Source organism: Pseudomonas putida, assembly GCA_029953615.1.
Classification (GTDB): Bacteria; Pseudomonadota; Gammaproteobacteria; order Pseudomonadales; family Pseudomonadaceae; genus Aquipseudomonas.
In genome coordinates, this window is the sequence record CP124529.1 from 3,398,022 (window position 1) to 3,417,694 (window position 19,673).

A 19,673-nucleotide genomic window follows, 5' to 3' on the forward strand; every position below is an offset into this window, starting at 1 on the left:
CCGCGAAGAGGCCGGCGCAGGTTACAGAGAATTTTTTAAAAAAACCGAAGACCCGGCCCCCACGCCGGGTTTTTGTTTCATCACTTCGTACTTGAAGTGATTCTATCTATCAATTAATAATGAATATCATTATCCAGTAACCCGGCGATGATGTTCATGAAATCCGTCCTCCGCGAACTGCCCTACCTGGAAAACTGGCGCTGGCTCAGCCGGCGAATCCGCTGCGCACTCGAACCCGACGAGCCGCGCCTGATCGAGCATTACCTGGCCGAAGGCCGCTACCTGGTGTGCTGCACCGAAACCTCGCCATGGACGGTGGCGCTGACCTCCTTCCGCCTGCTGCTGGATACCGCCAGCGACCGCATGCTGCCCTGGCATTGGCGCTGTCTGTGCCTCGACCAGGCCTGGCGCCCGCTGCTGGACCTGCGCAACCTCGACCGCGAGGTGCGAAACCAGCGCTGGCAGCCCTATGCCCTGCAGTTGGCCAATTGCCGCCTGCTGCCGTCGATTTCTCCCGATGAACTGATGCAAGGATCTGATGATGAGTGATAACCGAATCGAGCGTGACAGCATGGGCGAACTGCAGGTGCCGGCCCAGGCCCTGTACGGTGCCCAGACCCAGCGCGCGGTCGACAACTTCCCGATAAGTGGCCAGCGCATGCCGGCCCAGTTCATTCGCGCACTGCTGCTGGCCAAGGCCGCCGCAGCCAAGGCCAACGTCGAACTGGACCAGCTGTCGACCGCGCAAGGCCAGGCCATCGTAACCGCAGTCGAGCAACTGCTGACGGGTGACTTCATCCAGCATTTCCCGGTGGATGTGTTCCAGACTGGCTCCGGTACCAGTTCGAACATGAACGCCAACGAGGTGATCGCCACGTTGGCCAGCCGCGTGCTGGGTGAGGCTGTCAACGCCAACGACCACGTAAACTGCGGCCAAAGCAGCAACGACATCATCCCGACCACCATTCACGTCAGCGCCGCCCTGGCCCTGCACGAGCAACTACTGCCAGCCCTGGTGCATCTGATACAGGTGATCGAGGCCAAGTCGGCACAGGTGCATCAGTACGTGAAGACCGGCCGTACCCACCTGATGGACGCCATGCCAGTGCGCATGAGCCAGGTGCTGGATGGCTGGGCGGCGCAGATCAATGGCGCCAAGGCGCACATCGAGGCGACCCTGCCGAGCCTGCAGGCGCTGGCCCAGGGCGGCACTGCCGTGGGCACCGGCATCAACGCCCACCCCCGGTTCGCAGCCAGCTTCGCCCACCAGCTCAGCGGCCTGACGCAGGTCAGGTTCACCCCCGGGCAAAACCTGTTCGCCCTGATCGGCTCGCAGGACACCGCCGTGGCCCTGTCAGGCCAGCTCAAGACTGCCGCCGTGGCGCTGATGAAGATCGCCAACGACCTGCGCTGGATGAACTCCGGCCCGCTGGCCGGGCTGGGCGAAATCGAACTGCAAGGCCTGCAGCCGGGCTCTTCGATCATGCCCGGCAAGGTCAACCCGGTGATTCCGGAGGCCACCGCCATGGTCGCCGCCCAGGTCATCGGCAACGACGCCACCATCGCCATCGCTGGCCAGTCCGGCAACTTCGAGCTGAATGTTATGTTGCCGGTGATCGCCCGCAACCTGCTGGAGAGCATCGAGCTGATGGCCAATGTCAGCCGCCTGCTGGCCGACAAGGCCATTGCCAGCTTCAAGGTCAACGAAGGCAAACTCAAGGAAGCCCTGGCCCGCAACCCGATCCTGGTCACCGCGCTGAACCCGATCATCGGCTACCTAAAGGCGGCCGAGATCGCCAAGACTGCCTACAAGCAGGGCCGTCCGGTCATCGATGTGGCGCTGGAGCACACCGACCTTTCGCGTGATCAGCTGGAAGCGCTGCTTGACCCGGAAAAACTCACCGCTGGCGGTATCTGATACTGCCTTTGGCGACACAAGGCCTCTCTCAGGCATTAGCGGGGACCCTGTGGGAGCGGGCTTTGCCCGCGAACACCGGCGCAGCCGGTGCCATGCACCGCGCTGGATTCTTCGCGGCTAAAGCCGCTCCCACAGGGGCCTGCGAAACTTATTCGCCTTCGTCGAAATAATTGTTGATCAGCTCGACCAGCGCTGCCATGGCGTCCTCGTCCTGCTCGCCTTCGGTATGCAGGTGCACCTGTGTACCTTTGCCGGCCGCCAGCATCATCACCGCCATGATGCTCTTGCCATCCACCAGCTTGTCGGGCGCACGGCCAACCCTGACCTGGCAGGGGAAGCGGCCGGCAACGCCGACGAACTTGGCCGCCGCCCGGGCATGCAGACCCAGCTTGTTGATGATGGTAATTTCACGGGCGGGCATCGTGGGGCGGATCCTTGGGCTAGAGGTCGCGGTGGCGGACCTGGACGTTTTTCAGGGATTGCTGCAGCAACTGGCCAAGGCGCTCGGTGATATACACCGAGCGGTGGTGGCCGCCGGTGCAGCCAATGGCAATGGTGACGTAGGCACGGTTGCTGGCGGCGAAGCGGGGCAGCCACTTGAGCAGGTAGCTGGAAATGTCGTTGAACATTTCTTCGACGTCCGGCTGTGCGGCCAGGTAGTCGATCACCGGTTGGTCGAGGCCGGAGTGCTCACGCAGCTCGGGCTTCCAGTAGGGGTTGGGCAGGCAGCGCACATCGAACACCAGGTCGGCATCGACCGGCATTCCGCGCTTGAACCCGAATGACTCGACCAGGAACGCAGTGCCAGGCTCGGGTTGGTTGAGCAGGCGCAGCTTGATCGAATCCCGCAGCTGATACAGGTTCAGGCTGGTGGTGTCGATCTTCAGGTCGGCCAGGTCGGCAATCGGCCCCAGCAGTTCGCTTTCCACACGAATGGCTTCCGCCAGCGACCGGTTGGCGTTGGTCAGCGGGTGGCGCCGGCGGGTTTCCGAGAAGCGCTTGAGCAGCATGTCTTCGTCGGCATCCAGGTACAGTACGTCGCACTGGATATGCCGGGCGCGGGCTTCTTCGAGCAACTCGGGAAAACGTGAGAGGTGGCTGGGCAGGTTGCGCGCGTCGATCGACACGGCGACCTTGGGTTGCAGTAATTCAGTGTTGATCAGCGCATTTTCTGCGAGCTGCGGCAGCAGCCCGGCGGGCAGGTTGTCAATGCAGTAGAAACCGTTGTCTTCCAGGACATCGAGGGCGGTGCTCTTGCCGGAGCCGGACCGGCCGCTGACGATGATCAAGCGCATGTTCAGTGCTCGTTCTGTACGTCCAGGACAACCTGGAACAGGGCCTCGCTGCTGGTGGCCGCACGCAGGCGATCACGAACCTCCTTGCGATCGAGCATGCTGGCAATCTGGCGCAGCAATTCCAGATGGGCATCGGTGGCGGCTTCTGGCACCAGCAGGACGAACAGCAGGTCCACCGGTGCGCCATCGATAGCGTCGTAGTCGATAGGGGCTTCCAGGTGCAGCAGGGCGCTGACCGGAGCGGAACATCCTTCAAGCCGGCAGTGCGGAATGGCGATGCCATTGCCGAAACCGGTCGAACCGAGTTTTTCCCGGGCGACCAGTTTTTCGAAGACATCCTGCATCTCCAGTTCTGGCACTTGTTCGGCGATGACGGTGGCGACCTTTTCCAGGGCGCGCTTCTTGCTGCCACCCGGCACGTTCACGAGGGAACGGCCGGGGGTCAGGATGGTTTCAAGTCGGATCATGGATGGGGGGGATCAGCGGGCAGCTGCACCTTGCAGCAGGCTTTGCTGTTTTTCCTTGTGTTTTTTCAGTTGGCGGTCGAGCTTGTCGGCCAAGGCATCGATCGCTGCATACATGTCTTCGTGTTCGGCGTTGGCAACCACTTCGCCGCCGGGAATCTGCAAGGTCGCCTCGACCTTCTGCTGCAGCTTCTCGACTTTCATGATGACCTGCACGTTGGTGATCTTGTCGAAGTGACTTTCCACGCGAGCGAGCTTTTCAAGCACATAATCGCGCAGTGGCTGGGTGACTTCTACATGCTGTCCACTGATATTGACTTGCATACAGCTTCTCCTTTGTTGCCCGTGCATAAAGAGGCAGGTCTTGCACCTGCCCCACAAACGCTGTGGCACATCTCAGGGGCTACATCAGTCGCTTGCGTTCGCTCGACGGTGCGATGCCGAGGGACTCGCGGTACTTGGCGACGGTGCGACGGGCTACCTGGATGCCTTGTGCCTCCAGTAAACCAGCGATCTTGCTGTCACTCAATGGCTTTTTCTGATTTTCCGCCGCAACCAGTTTCTTGATGATCGCGCGGATCGCCGTGGACGAGCATTCTCCGCCTTCGGAGGTGCTGACGTGGCTGGAGAAAAAGTATTTCAGTTCGTAGATGCCACGCGGCGTGTGCATGTATTTCTGCGTGGTAACCCGCGAAATGGTCGACTCGTGCATACCTACCGCTTCGGCGATGTCATGCAGCACCAACGGCTTCATCGCTTCGTCACCGTGGTCGAGGAAGCCGCGCTGGTGCTCGACGATCTGCGTGGCCACCTTCATCAGGGTTTCGTTGCGGCTTTGCAGGCTCTTGATGAACCAGCGCGCTTCCTGCAGCTGGTTGCGCATGAAGGTGTTGTCGGCGCTGGTGTCGGCGCGGCGCACGAACCCGGCGTACTGCGGGTTGACGCGCAGGCGCGGGATGGCCTCCTGGTTCAGTTCCACCAGCCAGCGGTCGCTGTCCTTGCGCACGATGACGTCGGGCACCACGTACTCGGGCTCGCTGGACTCGATCTGCGAACCAGGGCGCGGGTTGAGGCTTTGTACCAGCTCGATGACCTGGCGCAGCTCGTCTTCCTTGATTTTCATGCGCCGCATCAGCTGGCTGTAGTCACGGCTGCCGAGCAAGTCGATGAAATCGGTGACCAGGCGCTTGGCTTCGGTCATCCACGGGGTGCTGGCGGGCAGTTGGCGCAGCTGCAGCAACAGGCATTCGCCCAGGTTGCGGGCAGCAATGCCGGCAGGCTCGAACTGCTGAATGCGGTGCAGCACCGCTTCGACCTCGTCCAGCTCGATATCCAGCTCCGGGTCGAAACCGGCGCAGATTTCTTCGAGGGTGTCTTCCAGGTAACCCTGGCCGTTGATGCTGTCGATCAGGGTGACGGCGATCAGGCGGTCGGTGTCGGACATCGGGGCCAGGTTCAATTGCCACAGCAAGTGGCTTTGCAGGCTTTCCCCGGCCGATGTACGGGTGGTGAAGTCCCACTCGTCGTCGTCGTTGCTCGGCAGGCTGCTGGCACTGGTCTGGTAGATGTCTTCCCAGGCGGTGTCGACCGGCAGCTCGTTGGGGATGCGCTCGCTCCATTCACCGTCTTCCAGGGTGTCGGCGCTGGTGGTGCTTTCCTGGAAGCTGTTGTCCTGGACTTCGGCGGCCGGCTTGTTCTCGGCGTTGTCGGCCATCGGGTCGCTGTTGTCGAAGTCGTCGCCGTCTTCCTGACGTTCGAGCATCGGGTTCGACTCCAGCGCTTCCTGGATTTCCTGTTGGAGGTCCAGGGTGGAGAGCTGGAGCAGGCGGATGGCCTGTTGCAACTGCGGTGTCATCGTCAGTTGCTGGCCCATTTTTAGGACGAGCGATGGTTTCATGGCTGGGGCTTAATACCTTGTTCGCCGGCGCGCATGCGCCATCCACTACACGAGGGCGCCGGGGCGCCAGATCAAGCAAGTTTTATGCCTTAAATTGTAGCGTTTGCCTAGAGTACTGTAACAACTTTAACCCCGGTTTCAGGGCGATTTGCCAGTACTCCAGGCGCGTGCCGGGCTCAGAGCCGGAACTCGTGGCCCAGGTAAACTTCTTTGACCAGGTCGTTGGCCAGGATGGTTTCGGCGTCGCCTTCGGCGATCAGCCGGCCATCATTGACGATATAGGCGGTTTCGCAGATATCCAGGGTCTCACGCACGTTGTGGTCGGTGATCAGTACACCGATACCTTTGGCCTTGAGGTGGTGGATGATCTGCTTGATGTCGCCGACCGAGATCGGGTCGACACCGGCAAACGGTTCGTCCAGCAGGATGAACTTGGGTGCGGTCGCCAGCGCACGGGCAATTTCCACGCGGCGGCGCTCACCACCGGACAGGCTCATGCCGAGGTTGTCGCGAATGTGGCTGATGTGGAACTCCTGCAGCAGGCTTTCCAGCTCTTTGCGCCGGCCGTCGCGGTCGAGGTCCTTGCGGGTCTCGAGGATGGCCATGATGTTGTCGGCCACCGACAGCTTGCGGAAGATCGAGGCTTCCTGCGGCAAGTAGCCGATACCGGCGCGGGCGCGCCCGTGCATGGGCTGGTGGCTGACATCGAGGTTGTCGATCAGCACGCGCCCCTGCTCGGCCTGGACCAGGCCGACGATCATGTAGAAACAGGTGGTCTTGCCGGCGCCGTTGGGGCCGAGCAGGCCGACGATCTGGCCGCTGTCGATCGACAGGCTGACGTCACGCACGACTTGCCGCCCCTTGTAGCTCTTGGCCAGGTGCTGGGCTTTGAGGGTTGCCATTTACTCGGCCTTCTTCTTGGGCTGGATCACCATGTCGATACGCTGACGCGGCGAGGTCACGTTGCCACCACGACCGGCGGTCGCCACCTGGGTCTGGGTGTTGTAGACGATCTTTTCGCCTTCGGTGGTGTTGCCTTCGTTCTCGACCTTGGCGCGATCGGTGAGGATCACCAGGTCCTTCTGCGACTGGTACTGGATGGTCACGCCCCAGCCTTTCATCTTGTCCGGCTTGGCCGCGCTCTGCTGCTGCTCGAAGTAGGCCAGGTTGCCCACCGAGGTCACCACGTCGATGTCGCCGGAGGCGGAGCGGGTGATGGTCACGGTGTTGCCTTTGATCATCATCGAACCCTGGGTGATGATCACGTCGCCGGTGTAGGTGGCCACGCCCTGCTTGTCGTCCAGGTGGGCGTTGTCGGCCTGGATGCGGATCGGCTGGTCACGGTCGTTCGGCAGGGCGAGGGCGCTCGCGCTTCCCAGTGCTGCGCTCAGGCTGAGCAAAAGGGGGAGGGTTTTAACGAGCCTCATACTGTCCTCTTACGTTAGAGAGCAAGTCCATCTTGCCTTCTTTCAAATACGCTTTCATTCCTTTGCCCGTAGTTGTGCCACCGGCGCCGTCGATTCTAACGGCTTGCTCGGTCTGCGCATATTGCTTCTGCGGGAACACGGTCATGCGTGAGCTGGTAATGATCATTTCGCGCTGCTTTTCGTCGGTGCGGGCAACCCGGACGTTGTCGATCAGTTCGACTTCGCTGCCGTCCGGGTTGACCTCGGCGCGGGTGCTCTGCACGTGCCACGGGTATTCGGTGCCGCGGTACAGGTGCAGGTCCGGCGTGGTCAGCAGGGTGATTTCGCTGGCCTTGAGGTGTTCGACCTTGTCGGCGGTCATTTCGTACTGCAGCTTGCCGTCGGGCAGGAACTGCAGGCTGTGGGCGTTGACCGCGTAGTAGTCGATGGCGCTTGCGTCGACCTGGGTCACCGGCTTGTCGAGGAAGCTTTCCGGGCTGACATTCCAGTAGCCGATCGCCACCAGCAGGGCAGCGATCACCGCGAGCAGCGCAATGTTGCGGGCTTTCTTGCTGAACATGGGCAGCCTTACAGGTAGTTGGCGTTGGCAGCGTCCAGGGTGCCCTGGGCCTGCATGATCAGTTCACAGAATTCACGGGCCGCGCCTTCGCCGCCCCGTGCCTGGGTCACGCCGTGGGCGTGCTGGCGAACGAACGGCGCGGCGTTGGCCACCGCCATGCCCAGGGCGACCCGGCGAATCACCGGCAGGTCGGGCAGGTCGTCGCCCAGGTAGGCCACTTGAGCATAGCTCAGGCCCAGTTCGGCGAGCAGGCCGTCGAGCACCACCAGTTTGTCCTCGCGGCCCTGGTAAAGGTGCGGAATGCCGAGGTTCTTTGCCCGGCGCTCGACCACCGGGGTCTTGCGCCCGCTGATGATTGCGGTGGTCACGCCCGAGGCCATGAGCATCTTGATGCCTTGGCCGTCGAGGGTGTTGAAGGTCTTGAATTCGCTGCCGTCCTCGAGGAAGTACAGGCGCCCGTCGGTGAGCACGCCGTCCACGTCGAACACTGCCAGCTTGATGTGCTTGCCGCGTTGCATGAGGTCCTGGTTCATTCCATCGCTCCTTTACATTACGCCGGCGCGCAGCAGGTCGTGCATGTTCAGGGCGCCGGTGGGGCGGTCCTCGCGGTCCACCACCACCAGGGCGCCGATCTTGTGGTCTTCCATGATCTTCAGGGCCTCGGCCGCGAGCATTTCGGCGCGGGCCGTCTTGCCATGCACGGTCATGACCTGGTCGATCAGGGTGGTGTGGACGTCGATGTTGCGGTCCAGGCTGCGACGCAGGTCGCCGTCGGTGAAGATCCCGGCCAGCTTGCCGTCGGCTTCGACGATCACCGTCATGCCCAGGCCTTTGCGGGACATTTCAAGGAGTGCGTCCTTGAGCAGGGTGCCGCGGGGTACCTGAGGCAGTTCGTCGCCGGCATGCATCACGTTCTCCACCTTGAGCAGCAGGCGGCGGCCCAGCGCACCGCCCGGGTGCGAGAAGGCAAAGTCCTCGGCGGTGAAGCCGCGGGCTTCGAGCAGGGCAATGGCCAGCGCGTCGCCCAGCACCAGCGATGCGGTGGTGGAGGAGGTGGGGGCCAGGTTCAGCGGGCAGGCCTCTTGCTCGACGCGGGCGTCGAGGTTGACCTCGGCAGCCTGGGCCAGCGGCGAGTCCGGATTGCCGGTCAGGCTGATCAGCTTGATGCCCAGGCGCTTGATCAGCGGCAGCAGGGTGACGATTTCGGCGGTGCTGCCGGAGTTCGACAGGGCAAGGATGACATCATCACGGGTGATCATGCCCATGTCGCCATGGCTGGCTTCGGCCGGGTGCACGAAAAACGCCGGTGTGCCGGTGCTGGCCAGGGTGGCGGCGATCTTGTTGCCGATGTGCCCGGACTTGCCCATGCCGACCACGACGACCCGGCCCTTGCTGGCCAGGATCAGCTCGCAGGCCTTGACGAAATTGTCGTCGATGCGCGCCAGCAGGGCCTCTACGGCCTCGAGTTCCAGGCGCAGGGTGCGTTGGGCGGATTGGATCAGCTCGCTGGATTGGCTCATGTCGAAAAAGCAATGCCTGATGAAAAGGCGGCGATTATAGCTGCAATGAAAGAAACCCTCACGCTTTCGATTGCCGTGGCGAATGTCTCGCCAGCCTGTCGCAGGGCTGAACGACTCGTTAGCCGACCTTGGGGCGGCGCTGTCAGCGGTGCTATAGTTCGCCGCTATTCGGCCTGCCAGGGGCGCTTGTGCCTTCCAGAAGAAGGCCGACGTCCATTAGGACGAGGCTGCACCAGCAAGGAGTCTAGATGAGTGTGGATAGCGCCTACGCGGTCGAGTTGAAGGGGGTTACCTTCAAACGCGGTTCGCGCAGCATTTTCAGCAACGTCGACATTCGCATCCCGCGCGGCAAGGTCACCGGTATCATGGGGCCATCGGGTTGCGGCAAGACCACGTTGCTTCGCCTGATGGGCGCGCAGCTGCGCCCTGCCAGCGGTGAGGTCTGGGTTGCCGGGCAGAACCTGCCGACGTTGTCGCGCAGTGACCTGTTCGACGCCCGCAAGCAAATGGGGGTGCTGTTCCAGAGCGGCGCGCTGTTCACCGATCTCGATGTTTTCGAGAACGTTGCGTTCCCGCTGCGTGTGCACACCCAGCTGTCGGACGAAATGATCCGCGATATCGTGCTGATGAAACTGCAGGCCGTTGGCCTGCGCGGTGCCATCGACCTGATGCCCGACGAACTGTCCGGTGGCATGAAACGCCGTGTGGCGCTGGCCCGGGCGATTGCCCTGGACCCGCAGATCCTCATGTACGACGAACCGTTCGTCGGCCAGGACCCGATCGCCATGGGCGTATTGGTGCGCCTGATCCGCCTGCTCAACGATGCCCTGGGTATCACCAGCATCGTGGTTTCCCATGATCTGGCGGAAACCGCCAGCATTGCCGACTACATCTATGTGGTCGGTGACGGCCAGGTGCTGGGCCAGGGGACGCCTGACGAACTGATGGGCTCGGACAACCCGCGCATTCGCCAGTTCATGAAGGGCGATCCGGACGGCCCGGTACCTTTCCACTTCCCTGCGCCTGACTACCGCGCCGACCTGCTGGGAGCGCGTTGATGCGCAGAAGATCCTTACTCGAACGTGTCCGCCTGCTGGGCCGCTCGGCAATCGACGTGCTGGCGGTGCTGGGGCGATCCTGCCTGTTCCTGTTCCATGCGCTGATCGGCCGCGGCGGCATCGGTGGCGGCTTCCAGCTGCTGACCAGGCAGCTGTACTCGGTGGGCGTGCTGTCGCTGGCGATCATCGTCGTCTCCGGCGTGTTCATCGGCATGGTGCTGGCGCTGCAGGGCTTCAGCATCCTGACCAAGTACGGCTCGGAACAGGCGGTGGGGCAGATGGTCGCCCTGACCCTGTTGCGAGAGCTCGGCCCGGTGGTGACCGCGTTGCTGTTCGCCGGCCGTGCCGGTTCGGCGCTGACCGCCGAAATTGGCAACATGAAGTCCACCGAGCAATTGTCGAGCCTGGAAATGATCGGTGTCGACCCGCTCAAGTACATTGTCGCACCGCGGCTTTGGGCCGGTTTCATCTCGCTGCCGTTGCTGGCGCTGATTTTCAGCGTGGTCGGCATCTGGGGCGGCTCGTGGGTGGCGGTGGACTGGCTGGGCGTCTACGAAGGCTCATTCTGGGCCAACATGCAGAACAGTGTTTCGTTCACCGACGACGTGCTCAACGGGCTTATCAAGAGCCTGGTATTCGCCTTCGTCACGACCTGGATCGCCGTATTCCAGGGGTACGACTGTGAGCCCACCTCAGAGGGGATCAGCCGTGCCACCACCAAGACCGTGGTCTATGCCTCATTGGCAGTGCTGGGTCTGGACTTTATTCTGACCGCCTTGATGTTTGGAGATTTCTGATGCAAAACCGCACCCTGGAAATCGGTGTCGGCCTGTTCCTCCTGGCCGGGATCCTGGCGCTGCTGCTGCTGGCCCTGCGTGTCAGCGGGCTGTCGGCCAGCCCGAGCAGCGATTCCTATAAAGTTTATGCCTACTTCGACAATATCGCCGGTTTGACGGTCAGAGCTAAAGTGACCATGGCCGGTGTCACTATCGGCAAGGTTACCGCCATCGATCTGGACCGTGATTCCTACACCGGTCGGGTGACGCTGCTACTGGACAAGTCGGTGGACAACCTGCCGACCGACTCCACTGCCTCGATCCTGACCGCCGGGCTGCTTGGCGAGAAGTACATCGGCATCAGCGTGGGCGGTGAGGACCAGGTGCTCAAGGACGGCGGGACCATCCACGACACCCAGTCGGCGCTGGTGCTGGAAGATCTGATTGGCAAGTTCCTGCTCAACTCCGTTGGCAAGGAACCTAAAGAAGCGCAACCGGCTAATTAAGGAGTTTCCATGATTTCCATCCTGCGACGTGGCCTGCTGGTCCTGTTGGCGGCCTTCCCCCTGATGGCACTGGCCGCGCAGTCGCCGCACGACGTGGTGCAGAGCACCACCACCGAGCTGCTGGGTGAGCTCAAGGCCAACAAGGAACAATACAAGTCCAACCCGCAAGCGTTCTACGACACCCTCGACCGGATCCTCGCGCCGGTGGTCGACGCCGACGGTATTTCCAAGAGCATCATGACCGTCAAGTATTCGCGCAAGGCCACGCCCGAGCAGATGCAGCGGTTCCAGGAAAACTTCAAGCGCAGCCTGTTCCAGTTCTACGGCAACGCGCTGCTGGAGTACAACAACCAGGGTATCGTCGTAGACCCGGCCAAGGCCGATGACGGCAAGCGCGCCTCCGTGGGCATGAAGGTCACCGGCAACAATGGCGCCGTGTACCCGGTGCAGTACACCCTGGAAAATCTGGGTGGCGAATGGAAAGTACGTAACGTGATCGTCAACGGCATCAACATCGGCAAGCTGTTCCGCGACCAGTTCGCCGACGCCATGCAGCGCAAATGGCAACGACCTGGACAAGACCATTGACGGCTGGGCCGGCGAAGTGGCCAAGGCCAAGCAGGCCGCCGACAACTCGCCAGAGAAGACCGTCAAATGAGTGAGGCCGGGGTAAGCATGGCCGAGCCGGGCGTGCTGTGCCTGGCAGGCGAGCTGGACTACCGCAGCGGGCCGGTCCTGCGCAAACAGGGCAAGGCGCTGATCGCGGCCTGTCGCGAGGCGCAGTTGGTACTCGATTGCTCGGCAGTGCAGCGCTCCACCAGTGTCGGCCTGTCGTTGCTGCTGGCCTTCATGCGCGATGCCCAGGCCGCCGGCAAGGCGTGCCTGGTGCGCAGCATGCCCGACGACATGCGGGAAATTGCCGAGGTTTATGACCTCGATGAAGTGCTGGCAACATGATGGCTACGCACTTGTGATGGCCCCTCGGTCAGCGAAGCCCTCGTTGGGCTTCGCAGGCGAGGGGCTTTTTTGTATGATGGCCGACCCGTGCGCATCGGGCGCCGATTGAGGTTGAGCATGCAGGCCGTAGAAGTTAAAAGCTTCCTTGAAGAGAAATTGCCGGGTTCCCGGGTCGAAGTTGAAGGCGAAGGCTGCAACTTCCAGTTGAACGTGATCAGCGACGAGTTGGCTGGCCTGAGCCCGGTCAAACGCCAGCAGGCGATCTATGCTCACCTGAATCCGTGGATCGCCAATGGCAGCATCCATGCGGTAACCATGAAATTTTTCAGCAGCGCAGCCTGGGCTGAGCGCACCTGAGCCAACGTGGCGGCGAGATTCCAATGGACAAACTGATTATTACTGGCGGCGCTCGCCTTGATGGCGAGATCCGCATTTCGGGCGCGAAGAACGCAGCCCTGCCGATTCTGGCGGCGACCCTGCTGGCCGACGGCCCGGTCACCGTGGGCAACCTGCCACACCTGCACGACATCACCACCATGATCGAGCTTTTCGGGCGCATGGGCATCGAGCCTGTGATCGACGAAAAGCTGGCGGTGGAGATCGATCCACGCACCATCAAGACCCTGGTCGCGCCTTACGAGCTGGTCAAGACCATGCGCGCCTCGATCCTGGTGCTGGGCCCGATGGTTGCCCGTTTCGGTGAGGCCGAAGTGGCCCTGCCTGGCGGTTGCGCCATTGGTTCGCGCCCGGTCGACCTGCACATCCGTGGCCTCGAGGCCATGGGCGCGAAGATCGAAGTCGAAGCCGGCTACATCAAGGCCAAGGCGCCTGAGGGTGGCCTGCGCGGTGCGCACTTCTTCTTCGACACCGTCAGCGTGACCGGTACCGAGAACATCATGATGGCCGCTGCCCTGGCCAAGGGCCGCAGCGTGCTGCAGAACGCCGCGCGCGAGCCGGAAGTGGTCGATCTGGCCAACTTCATCAATGCCATGGGCGGCAAGGTCCAGGGCGCTGGTACCGACACCATCACCATCGATGGCGTCGAGCGCCTGCATTCGGCCCATTACCGCGTGATGCCGGACCGTATCGAGACGGGGACCTACCTGGTGGCCGCTGCCGTGACCGGTGGCCGCGTCAAGGTCAAGGACACCGACCCGACCATCCTTGAAGCCGTCCTGGAAAAACTCAAGGAAGCCGGCGCCGACATCACCACCGGTGAAGACTGGATCGAGCTGGACATGCACGGCAAGCGGCCGAAAGCCGTCAACCTGCGTACCGCTCCCTACCCGGCGTTCCCGACTGACATGCAGGCGCAGTTCATCTCGCTCAACGCCATTGCCGAAGGTACTGGCGCGGTGATCGAGACGATCTTCGAAAACCGTTTCATGCACGTCTACGAAATGCACCGCATGGGCGCGCAGATCCAGGTCGAAGGCAACACTGCCATCGTCACTGGCGTCAAGGCGCTGAAGGGTGCCCCGGTAATGGCCACCGACCTGCGAGCTTCCGCCAGCCTGGTGCTGTCGGCGCTGGTAGCCGAAGGCGATACCCTGATCGATCGCATCTACCACATCGACCGTGGTTACGAGTGCATCGAAGAAAAACTGCAGATGCTGGGCGCGAAGATCCGTCGCGTACCGGGCTAGTTATCTGCCTGGCACATCCTGTGGGAGCGGGCATGCCCGCGAAGAAGCCTCCGCGGTTCATGGCACCGGCTCTGCCGGTGTTCGCGGGCTAGCCCGCTCCTACAGGATGGGCCTAACGAATTGAATGCGGTCGGGCTCTGCGCCCGGCCGGCAGTAGCCGCTTAAGGACCGACGTTCCAATGTTGACCATCGCGCTTTCCAAAGGCCGTATTCTCGACGATACCCTGCCGTTGCTGGCCGAGGCCGGTATCGTGCCGACCGAGAACCCGGACAAGAGCCGCAAACTGATCATCCCCACCACGCAGGACGATGTGCGCCTGCTGATCGTGCGTGCCACCGATGTGCCGACCTATGTCGAGCATGGTGCCGCCGACCTGGGTGTGGCCGGCAAGGATGTGCTGATGGAGTATGGCGGCCAGGGCCTGTACGAGCCCCTGGACCTGCAGATTGCCCGTTGCAAGCTGATGACCGCTGGCGTGGTTGGTGCACCCGAGCCCAAGGGCCGTCTGCGCGTGGCGACCAAGTTCGTCAACGTAGCCAAACGCTACTACGCCGAACAGGGCCGCCAGGTCGACATCATCAAGCTGTACGGCTCGATGGAACTGGCACCGCTGATCAACCTCGCCGACAAGATCATCGACGTGGTCGACACCGGCAATACCCTGCGTGCCAACGGCCTGGAACCCCAGGAACTGATCGCCACGATCAGCTCGCGCCTGGTGGTCAACAAGGCCTCCATGAAAATGCAGCACGCCCGTATCCAGAGCCTGATCGACACGCTGCGCGGAGCGGTCGAATCGCGACACCGCGGCTGACTTACTACCTTCTGTGCGCGACCTTCGCTGTCGCGCCCGTCTATCCGCGTCATAGCCATTTTTCTCGGGTGCCCGCGCGGATGGACTGGTAGCCTAGGGCGCCTGAGCATTCGCCAATAATCGAGGCCCTCGCCATGACCGTGTCCACTGCAATTGCCCGTCTCAACGCTGCTGACCCGGATTTCGCCCGACATCTGGATCATCTGCTGAGCTGGGAAAGTGTGTCCGATGACGCGGTCAACCAGCGAGTGCTCGACATCATCAAGGCCGTGCGCGAGCGCGGCGATGCGGCACTGGTGGAATTCACCCAGCGTTTCGATGGCGTCGATGCCAAGTCGATTGGTGACCTGATCCTCGGTCGCGAGCGCCTGGAGCTGGCCCTGACCCGCATTACCCCGGCCCAGCGCGAAACCCTGGAAAAGGCCGCCAACCGTGTGCGCATGTACCACGAGCGGCAGAAGCAGGATTCCTGGCAGTACACCGAAGCCGACGGCACCGTGCTTGGCCAGAAGGTCACCCCGCTGGACCGCGCCGGCCTGTATGTGCCGGGCGGCAAGGCGTCGTACCCGTCGTCGGTACTGATGAACGCCATCCCGGCCAAGGTTGCCGGCGTGGCCGAGGTGGTGATGGTGGTGCCGACCCCGCGTGGCGAGGTCAACGAGCTGGTGCTGGCGGCTGCCTGCATCGCCGGTGTCGACCGTGTGTTCACCGTTGGTGGCGCCCAGGCTGTGGCCGCGCTGGCCTACGGTACCGAAAGCGTGCCGCAGGTGGACAAGATTGTCGGCCCGGGCAACATCTACGTCGCCACCGCCAAGCGCCATGTGTTCGGCCAGGTGGGTATCGACATGATCGCCGGGCCGTCGGAAATCCTCGTGGTGTGCGACGGCCAGACCGACCCGGACTGGATCGCCATGGACCTGTTCTCCCAGGCAGAGCACGACGAAGATGCCCAGGCCATCCTGGTCAGCCCCGATGCCGCCTTCCTCGACCGGGTTGCCGCCAGCATCGACAAGCTGCTGCCGACCATGGAGCGCGCCGAGATCATCGAGAAGTCGATCAATGGCCGTGGTGCGCTGATCCAGGTGCGTGACATGCAGCAGGCCATGGAAGTGGCCAACCGCATCGCGCCGGAACACCTGGAACTGTCGGTGGCCGACCCGCAGGCCTGGTTGCCGCACATCCGCCACGCTGGCGCGATCTTCATGGGCCGCCACACCAGCGAAGCGCTGGGCGACTACTGCGCAGGGCCCAACCACGTGCTGCCGACTTCCGGCACTGCGCGATTCTCGTCGCCACTGGGGGTGTATGACTTCCAGAAGCGTTCGTCGATCATTTTCTGCTCCGAGCAGGGGGCGTCCGAGCTGGGCCACACCGCCTCGGTCCTGGCCCGTGGCGAATCGCTGACCGCCCACGCCCGCAGCGCTGAATACCGCATCCTGACCCAAGAGAAGGGGAACTGAGCATGAGTCGATTCTGGAGCCCCTTCGTCAAGGACCTGGTGCCTTACGTGCCGGGCGAGCAGCCCAAGCTGGCCCGCCTGGTCAAGCTGAACACCAACGAAAACCCCTACGGCCCGTCGCCCAAGGCGCTGGAGGCCATGCGCGGCGAGCTGAACGACAACCTGCGCCTGTACCCGGACCCGAACAGTGACCGGCTGAAGCAGGCGGTGGCCGAGTACTACGGCGTGACCCCGGCGCAAGTGTTCGTCGGCAACGGTTCGGACGAAGTACTGGCGCACATCTTCCATGGCCTGTTCCAGCACGACGCACCGCTGCTGTTCCCGGACATCAGCTACAGCTTCTACCCGGTGTACTGTGGGCTCTACGGGATCGCCTTCGAACAGGTGGCGCTGGACGAGCAGTTCCAGATCCGCATCGAGGACTACCACAAGCCCAATGCCGGCATCATCTTCCCCAACCCCAACGCGCCGACCGGCTGCCTGATGCCATTGCAGGCGGTGGAGCAGCTGCTGCAGGCCAACCGTGATTCGGTGGTGGTGGTCGATGAGGCCTACATCGATTTCGGTGGTGAAACGGCGATCAGCCTGGTGGACCGCTACGACAACCTGCTGGTCACCCAGACCCTGTCGAAGTCGCGCTCGCTAGCCGGGCTGCGGGTTGGCCTGGCGGTGGGCCACCCGGACCTGATCGAGGCGCTGGAGCGGATCAAGAACAGCTTCAACTCCTACCCGCTGGATCGTGCCGCGATCATCGGCGCGGCGGTGGCGTTCGAGGACCGCGAGTACTTCGAGGAAACCTGCCGCAAGGTGATCGACAGCCGCGAGGTGTTGGTCGAGCAGCTGCAGGCCAAGGGCTTCGAAGTGCTGCCGTCGGCGGCCAACTTCATCTTCGCCCGCCATCCGCAACAAGATGCCGGTGAGCTGGCTGCACGCCTGCGTGAGCAGGGCGTGATCGTGCGCCACTTCAAGCAGCCACGCATTGCCCAGTTCCTGCGCATCACCATCGGTACGCCAGAGATGAACCAGGCGCTGCTCGATGCGTTGAACTGACGGTATCGCCACCGCTTCCACGGGGTACACAGGCCCTGGGGAAGCACCTTTCTTTACTGCCTGTGCTGGCCTCATCGCCGGCAAGCCAGCTCCCACAGATACTGCACATGGCTTGAGGTCGGTGTGGTGGGAGCTGGCTTGCCGGCGATTGCGTCAGTACAGGCAGCGCAGTGGCAATGACAAACGCCTTGCTCGCTAGTAAGCTAAGCAAATTCATCGGATGATTGGTTGAGTTGTATGGGCACCGAATTAACCAAGCGCTCCCTGGTCGAACTGGCCGTCGAGCGCATGCGCGAACGCATCGAGTTGGGCGACTGGCAAGTCGGTCAGCGCCTGCCGACCGAACCGGAACTGGCCCTGCAGTTGGGCATCAGCCGCAACACCGTACGCGAGGCCATGCGCGTGCTGGCGTTCAGTGGCCTGGTAGAGATACGCCAGGGCGACGGCAGCTACCTGCGCACTGCCCAGGACCCGCTGCAGGCGGTGCAGGCGATGTCCCGTTGCACGCCCGAGCAGGCCCGTGAAACCCGCCACATCCTCGAAGCCGAGGCTATCGGCCTTGCAGCGCTGCGCCGTACCGACGCCGACCTGCAAGCGCTGCGTGATGCCCTGGCCAACAGTGCCAGGCATTTTCACGGTGATATCGATGCTTATGTGGCCTGCGACCTGGTGTTTCACCAGCGCTTGGTCGATGCCGCCCATAACCCGGCCTTGAGTGAACTGTACCGGTACTTTTCCGGGGTAGTGGCTGCCGCGCTGCAGCGCAACATGGCGACCGTACCGCGCTGCCAGGCCACGTTCGACCTGCATGGGCAGATCCTCACCGCCATCGAGCAACGCGATGCGGAGCGGGCCAAGCGCCTGAGCCGTACCCTTATCGAATCCTGACTCCGAGAAGGCCATGCCTGAATCCATCACCCGTAACACTCCATCGAACGAGCGGGACCTCGATGAATTGCTGATCGACGCCGAGGCTGACGACGAGCAGGTCCAGCAGCAGCCCGTGGTCGTGCGGCGGCCCTGGCTATTGCTGCTGGGCCTGGTGCTGGTGGCCCTGAACCTGCGCCCGGCGCTGTCGAGCATGGCGCCGGTGCTGGGCCAGGTTGCCGAAGGGTTGGGGCTGAATGCCTCGCAGGCCGGTTTGCTGACCACCCTGCCGGTGCTGTGCCTGGGCCTGTTCGCCCCCTTGGCGCCGGTGCTGGCGCGGCGCTTTGGCAGCGAGCGGGTGATCCTCGGTATTCTTCTCACCCTGGCGTTGGGCATTGTGCTACGCAGTACCTTTGGCGCTATCGGGGTGTTCCTCGGCAGCCTGATGGCGGGGGCCAGTATCGGTATTGTTGGTGTATTGCTGCCGGGGATAGTCAAGCGCGACTTCCCGCAGCACGCTGGCACTCTCACCGGCGTGTACACCATGGCGTTGTGCCTGGGCGCGGCCATGGCGGCGGGTGCCACGGTACCCCTGGCCCGGCATTTCGACGACAGCTGGGCGCTGGGGCTGGGTTTCTGGGTGTTGCCGGCTCTGCTGGCCATGTTGGTATGGCTGCCGCAAGCCCGCCAGGGCCATGGTCTGCACAAGGTGGCCTACCGCGTGCGTGGGCTTTGGCGTGATCCGCTGGCCTGGCAAGTGACCCTGTACATGGGCTTGCAGTCTTCGCTGGCCTACATTGTCTTCGGCTGGTTGCCATCGATCCTGATCGGCCGCGGCCTGAGCCCGACCGAAGCGGGGCTGGTGCTGTCGGGTTCGGTAATCGTGCAGCTGGCCAGTTCGCTCAGTGCGCCCTGGCTGGCCACTCGCGGCAAGGACCAGCGGCTGGCGATCGTGCTGGTCATGCTGATTACCCTGGCTGGTCTGTTCGGTTGCCTTTATGCGCCGCTTTCCGGGCTGTGGGGCTGGGCGGTGGTGCTGGGCCTGGGGCAGGGCGGTACCTTTGCCCTGGCGCTGACCTTGATCGTGCTGCGCTCGAAGGATGCCCATGTGGCGGCGAACCTGTCGAGCATGGCGCAGGGGGTGGGGTACACGCTGGCGTCGATGGGGCCATTTGCAGTGGGGCTGGTGCATGACCTGACCGGGGGCTGGGCGGCAGTGGGGTGGATTTTTGCCGTGTTGGGTGTAGGTGCCATCGTGTTCGGGCCTGGGGGCCGGGCGGGCTTTGCATGTGCAGGTGAGCAGCGAGAGGGTCTGAAGGGCTGTTGGCAGTAGCGGCCTCTTCGCGGGCATGCCCGCTCCCTCAGGGATCGCGCACACCTTGAATGCTGTGCTGTACCTGTGGGAGCGGGCGAGCCCGCGAAGAGGCCGGCACTGGCGTAAGGCGTCGTGGCAGCTTAT

The 19,673-nt window shown here is 62.9% G+C and carries 22 protein-coding genes and 2 pseudogenes; 14 read left to right on the forward strand and 10 right to left on the reverse strand.

The annotated features are described in order from the left end of the window. Positions 1-156: 156 nt before the first annotated feature. Both QIY50_15595 and QIY50_15600 read left to right on the forward strand, forming a co-directional pair. Positions 157-549: a FagA protein gene (locus QIY50_15595; protein ID WGV18864.1), complete on the forward strand. Its 393-nt coding sequence runs from the start codon at positions 157-159 to the stop codon at positions 547-549. Next, positions 542-1,918 carry a class II fumarate hydratase gene (locus QIY50_15600; protein WGV18865.1) on the forward strand — a complete coding sequence of 459 codons (1,377 nt, stop codon included), beginning with the start codon at positions 542-544 and terminating at the stop codon, positions 1,916-1,918. The genes QIY50_15595 and QIY50_15600 overlap by 8 nt, the downstream gene beginning before the upstream one ends. 148 nt (positions 1,919-2,066) lie before the next feature. On the opposite strand, the gene QIY50_15605 is transcribed toward QIY50_15600, so the two are convergent. The 10 genes from QIY50_15605 to QIY50_15650 all read right to left on the reverse strand — a co-directional run bounded on the left by QIY50_15605 (position 2,067) and on the right by QIY50_15650 (position 9,080). Continuing rightward, the gene (locus tag QIY50_15605; GenBank protein ID WGV18866.1) at positions 2,067-2,339 is read right to left on the reverse strand and encodes an HPr family phosphocarrier protein; all 273 of its coding nucleotides are present in this window, start codon (positions 2,337-2,339) and stop codon (positions 2,067-2,069) included. A gap of 19 nt (positions 2,340-2,358) precedes the next feature. After that, positions 2,359-3,213: an RNase adapter RapZ gene (gene rapZ, locus QIY50_15610; protein WGV18867.1), complete on the reverse strand. Its 855-nt coding sequence runs from the start codon at positions 3,211-3,213 to the stop codon at positions 2,359-2,361. Positions 3,214-3,215: 2 nt separating this feature from the next. Next, complete coding sequence (gene ptsN, locus QIY50_15615) at positions 3,216-3,680, reverse strand: PTS IIA-like nitrogen regulatory protein PtsN (protein WGV18868.1); 465 nt, start codon at positions 3,678-3,680, stop codon at positions 3,216-3,218. 12 nt (positions 3,681-3,692) lie between these two features. Continuing rightward, entirely contained in the window at positions 3,693-4,001 is a 309-nt protein-coding gene (raiA, locus tag QIY50_15620) for a ribosome-associated translation inhibitor RaiA (GenBank protein ID WGV18869.1), read from the reverse strand. 79 nt (positions 4,002-4,080) lie between these two features. Further along, positions 4,081-5,574 carry an RNA polymerase factor sigma-54 gene (locus QIY50_15625; protein ID WGV18870.1) on the reverse strand — a complete coding sequence of 498 codons (1,494 nt, stop codon included), beginning with the start codon at positions 5,572-5,574 and terminating at the stop codon, positions 4,081-4,083. Positions 5,575-5,750: 176 nt separating this feature from the next. After that, complete coding sequence (lptB, locus tag QIY50_15630) at positions 5,751-6,476, reverse strand: LPS export ABC transporter ATP-binding protein (protein ID WGV18871.1); 726 nt, start codon at positions 6,474-6,476, stop codon at positions 5,751-5,753. Further along, the gene (gene lptA, locus QIY50_15635; protein ID WGV18872.1) at positions 6,477-7,001 is read right to left on the reverse strand and encodes a lipopolysaccharide transport periplasmic protein LptA; all 525 of its coding nucleotides are present in this window, start codon (positions 6,999-7,001) and stop codon (positions 6,477-6,479) included. Continuing rightward, a complete protein-coding gene (lptC, locus tag QIY50_15640) occupies positions 6,988-7,560 on the reverse strand; it encodes an LPS export ABC transporter periplasmic protein LptC (GenBank protein WGV18873.1) in 573 nt (190 codons plus the stop codon). Before lptC ends, lptA begins: the two co-directional genes overlap by 14 nt. A gap of 8 nt (positions 7,561-7,568) precedes the next feature. Continuing rightward, positions 7,569-8,093, reverse strand: a complete 525-nt coding sequence (locus tag QIY50_15645) for an HAD family hydrolase (GenBank protein WGV18874.1) — start codon at positions 8,091-8,093, stop codon at positions 7,569-7,571. Between the two features lie 12 nt (positions 8,094-8,105). Then, positions 8,106-9,080, reverse strand: coding sequence for a KpsF/GutQ family sugar-phosphate isomerase (locus QIY50_15650; GenBank protein WGV18875.1), 975 nt, complete (start codon positions 9,078-9,080; stop codon positions 8,106-8,108). 248 nt (positions 9,081-9,328) lie between these two features. Between QIY50_15650 and QIY50_15655 the strand changes: the two genes are divergently transcribed. From QIY50_15655 to QIY50_15710, 12 genes and pseudogenes are all read left to right on the forward strand, one after another. Next, on the forward strand, positions 9,329-10,138 hold the full coding sequence (locus QIY50_15655) for an ATP-binding cassette domain-containing protein (GenBank protein WGV18876.1): 810 nt from the start codon (positions 9,329-9,331) through the stop codon (positions 10,136-10,138). Then, positions 10,138-10,935: a lipid asymmetry maintenance ABC transporter permease subunit MlaE gene (gene mlaE / locus QIY50_15660; protein WGV18877.1), complete on the forward strand. Its 798-nt coding sequence runs from the start codon at positions 10,138-10,140 to the stop codon at positions 10,933-10,935. The genes QIY50_15655 and mlaE overlap by 1 nt, the downstream gene beginning before the upstream one ends. Continuing rightward, entirely contained in the window at positions 10,935-11,420 is a 486-nt protein-coding gene (gene mlaD / locus QIY50_15665) for an outer membrane lipid asymmetry maintenance protein MlaD (protein ID WGV18878.1), read from the forward strand. The genes mlaE and mlaD overlap by 1 nt, the downstream gene beginning before the upstream one ends. A 9-nt stretch (positions 11,421-11,429) precedes the next feature. Then, positions 11,430-12,078: pseudogene (locus tag QIY50_15670) on the forward strand (ABC transporter substrate-binding protein). After that, on the forward strand, positions 12,075-12,377 hold the full coding sequence (locus QIY50_15675) for an STAS domain-containing protein (GenBank protein ID WGV18879.1): 303 nt from the start codon (positions 12,075-12,077) through the stop codon (positions 12,375-12,377). Before QIY50_15670 ends, QIY50_15675 begins: the two are co-directional and overlap by 4 nt. A gap of 117 nt (positions 12,378-12,494) precedes the next feature. After that, complete coding sequence (locus QIY50_15680) at positions 12,495-12,734, forward strand: BolA family protein (GenBank protein WGV18880.1); 240 nt, start codon at positions 12,495-12,497, stop codon at positions 12,732-12,734. A gap of 23 nt (positions 12,735-12,757) precedes the next feature. Continuing rightward, a complete protein-coding gene (murA, locus tag QIY50_15685; protein ID WGV18881.1) occupies positions 12,758-14,023 on the forward strand; it encodes a UDP-N-acetylglucosamine 1-carboxyvinyltransferase in 1,266 nt (421 codons plus the stop codon). 179 nt (positions 14,024-14,202) lie between these two features. After that, a complete protein-coding gene (gene hisG / locus QIY50_15690) occupies positions 14,203-14,838 on the forward strand; it encodes an ATP phosphoribosyltransferase (protein ID WGV18882.1) in 636 nt (211 codons plus the stop codon). A gap of 134 nt (positions 14,839-14,972) precedes the next feature. Further along, positions 14,973-16,298, forward strand: coding sequence for a histidinol dehydrogenase (gene hisD, locus QIY50_15695; protein WGV18883.1), 1,326 nt, complete (start codon positions 14,973-14,975; stop codon positions 16,296-16,298). A 2-nt stretch (positions 16,299-16,300) separates the two neighbouring features. Then, positions 16,301-17,347, forward strand: coding sequence for a histidinol-phosphate transaminase (hisC, locus tag QIY50_15700; protein WGV18884.1), 1,047 nt, complete (start codon positions 16,301-16,303; stop codon positions 17,345-17,347). Positions 17,348-17,584: 237 nt separating this feature from the next. Next, on the forward strand, positions 17,585-18,235 hold the full coding sequence (locus tag QIY50_15705; GenBank protein WGV18885.1) for a FadR/GntR family transcriptional regulator: 651 nt from the start codon (positions 17,585-17,587) through the stop codon (positions 18,233-18,235). Between the two features lie 13 nt (positions 18,236-18,248). Beyond that, positions 18,249-19,530: pseudogene (locus tag QIY50_15710) on the forward strand (CynX/NimT family MFS transporter). The last annotated feature ends 143 nt before the right edge of the window (positions 19,531-19,673 follow it).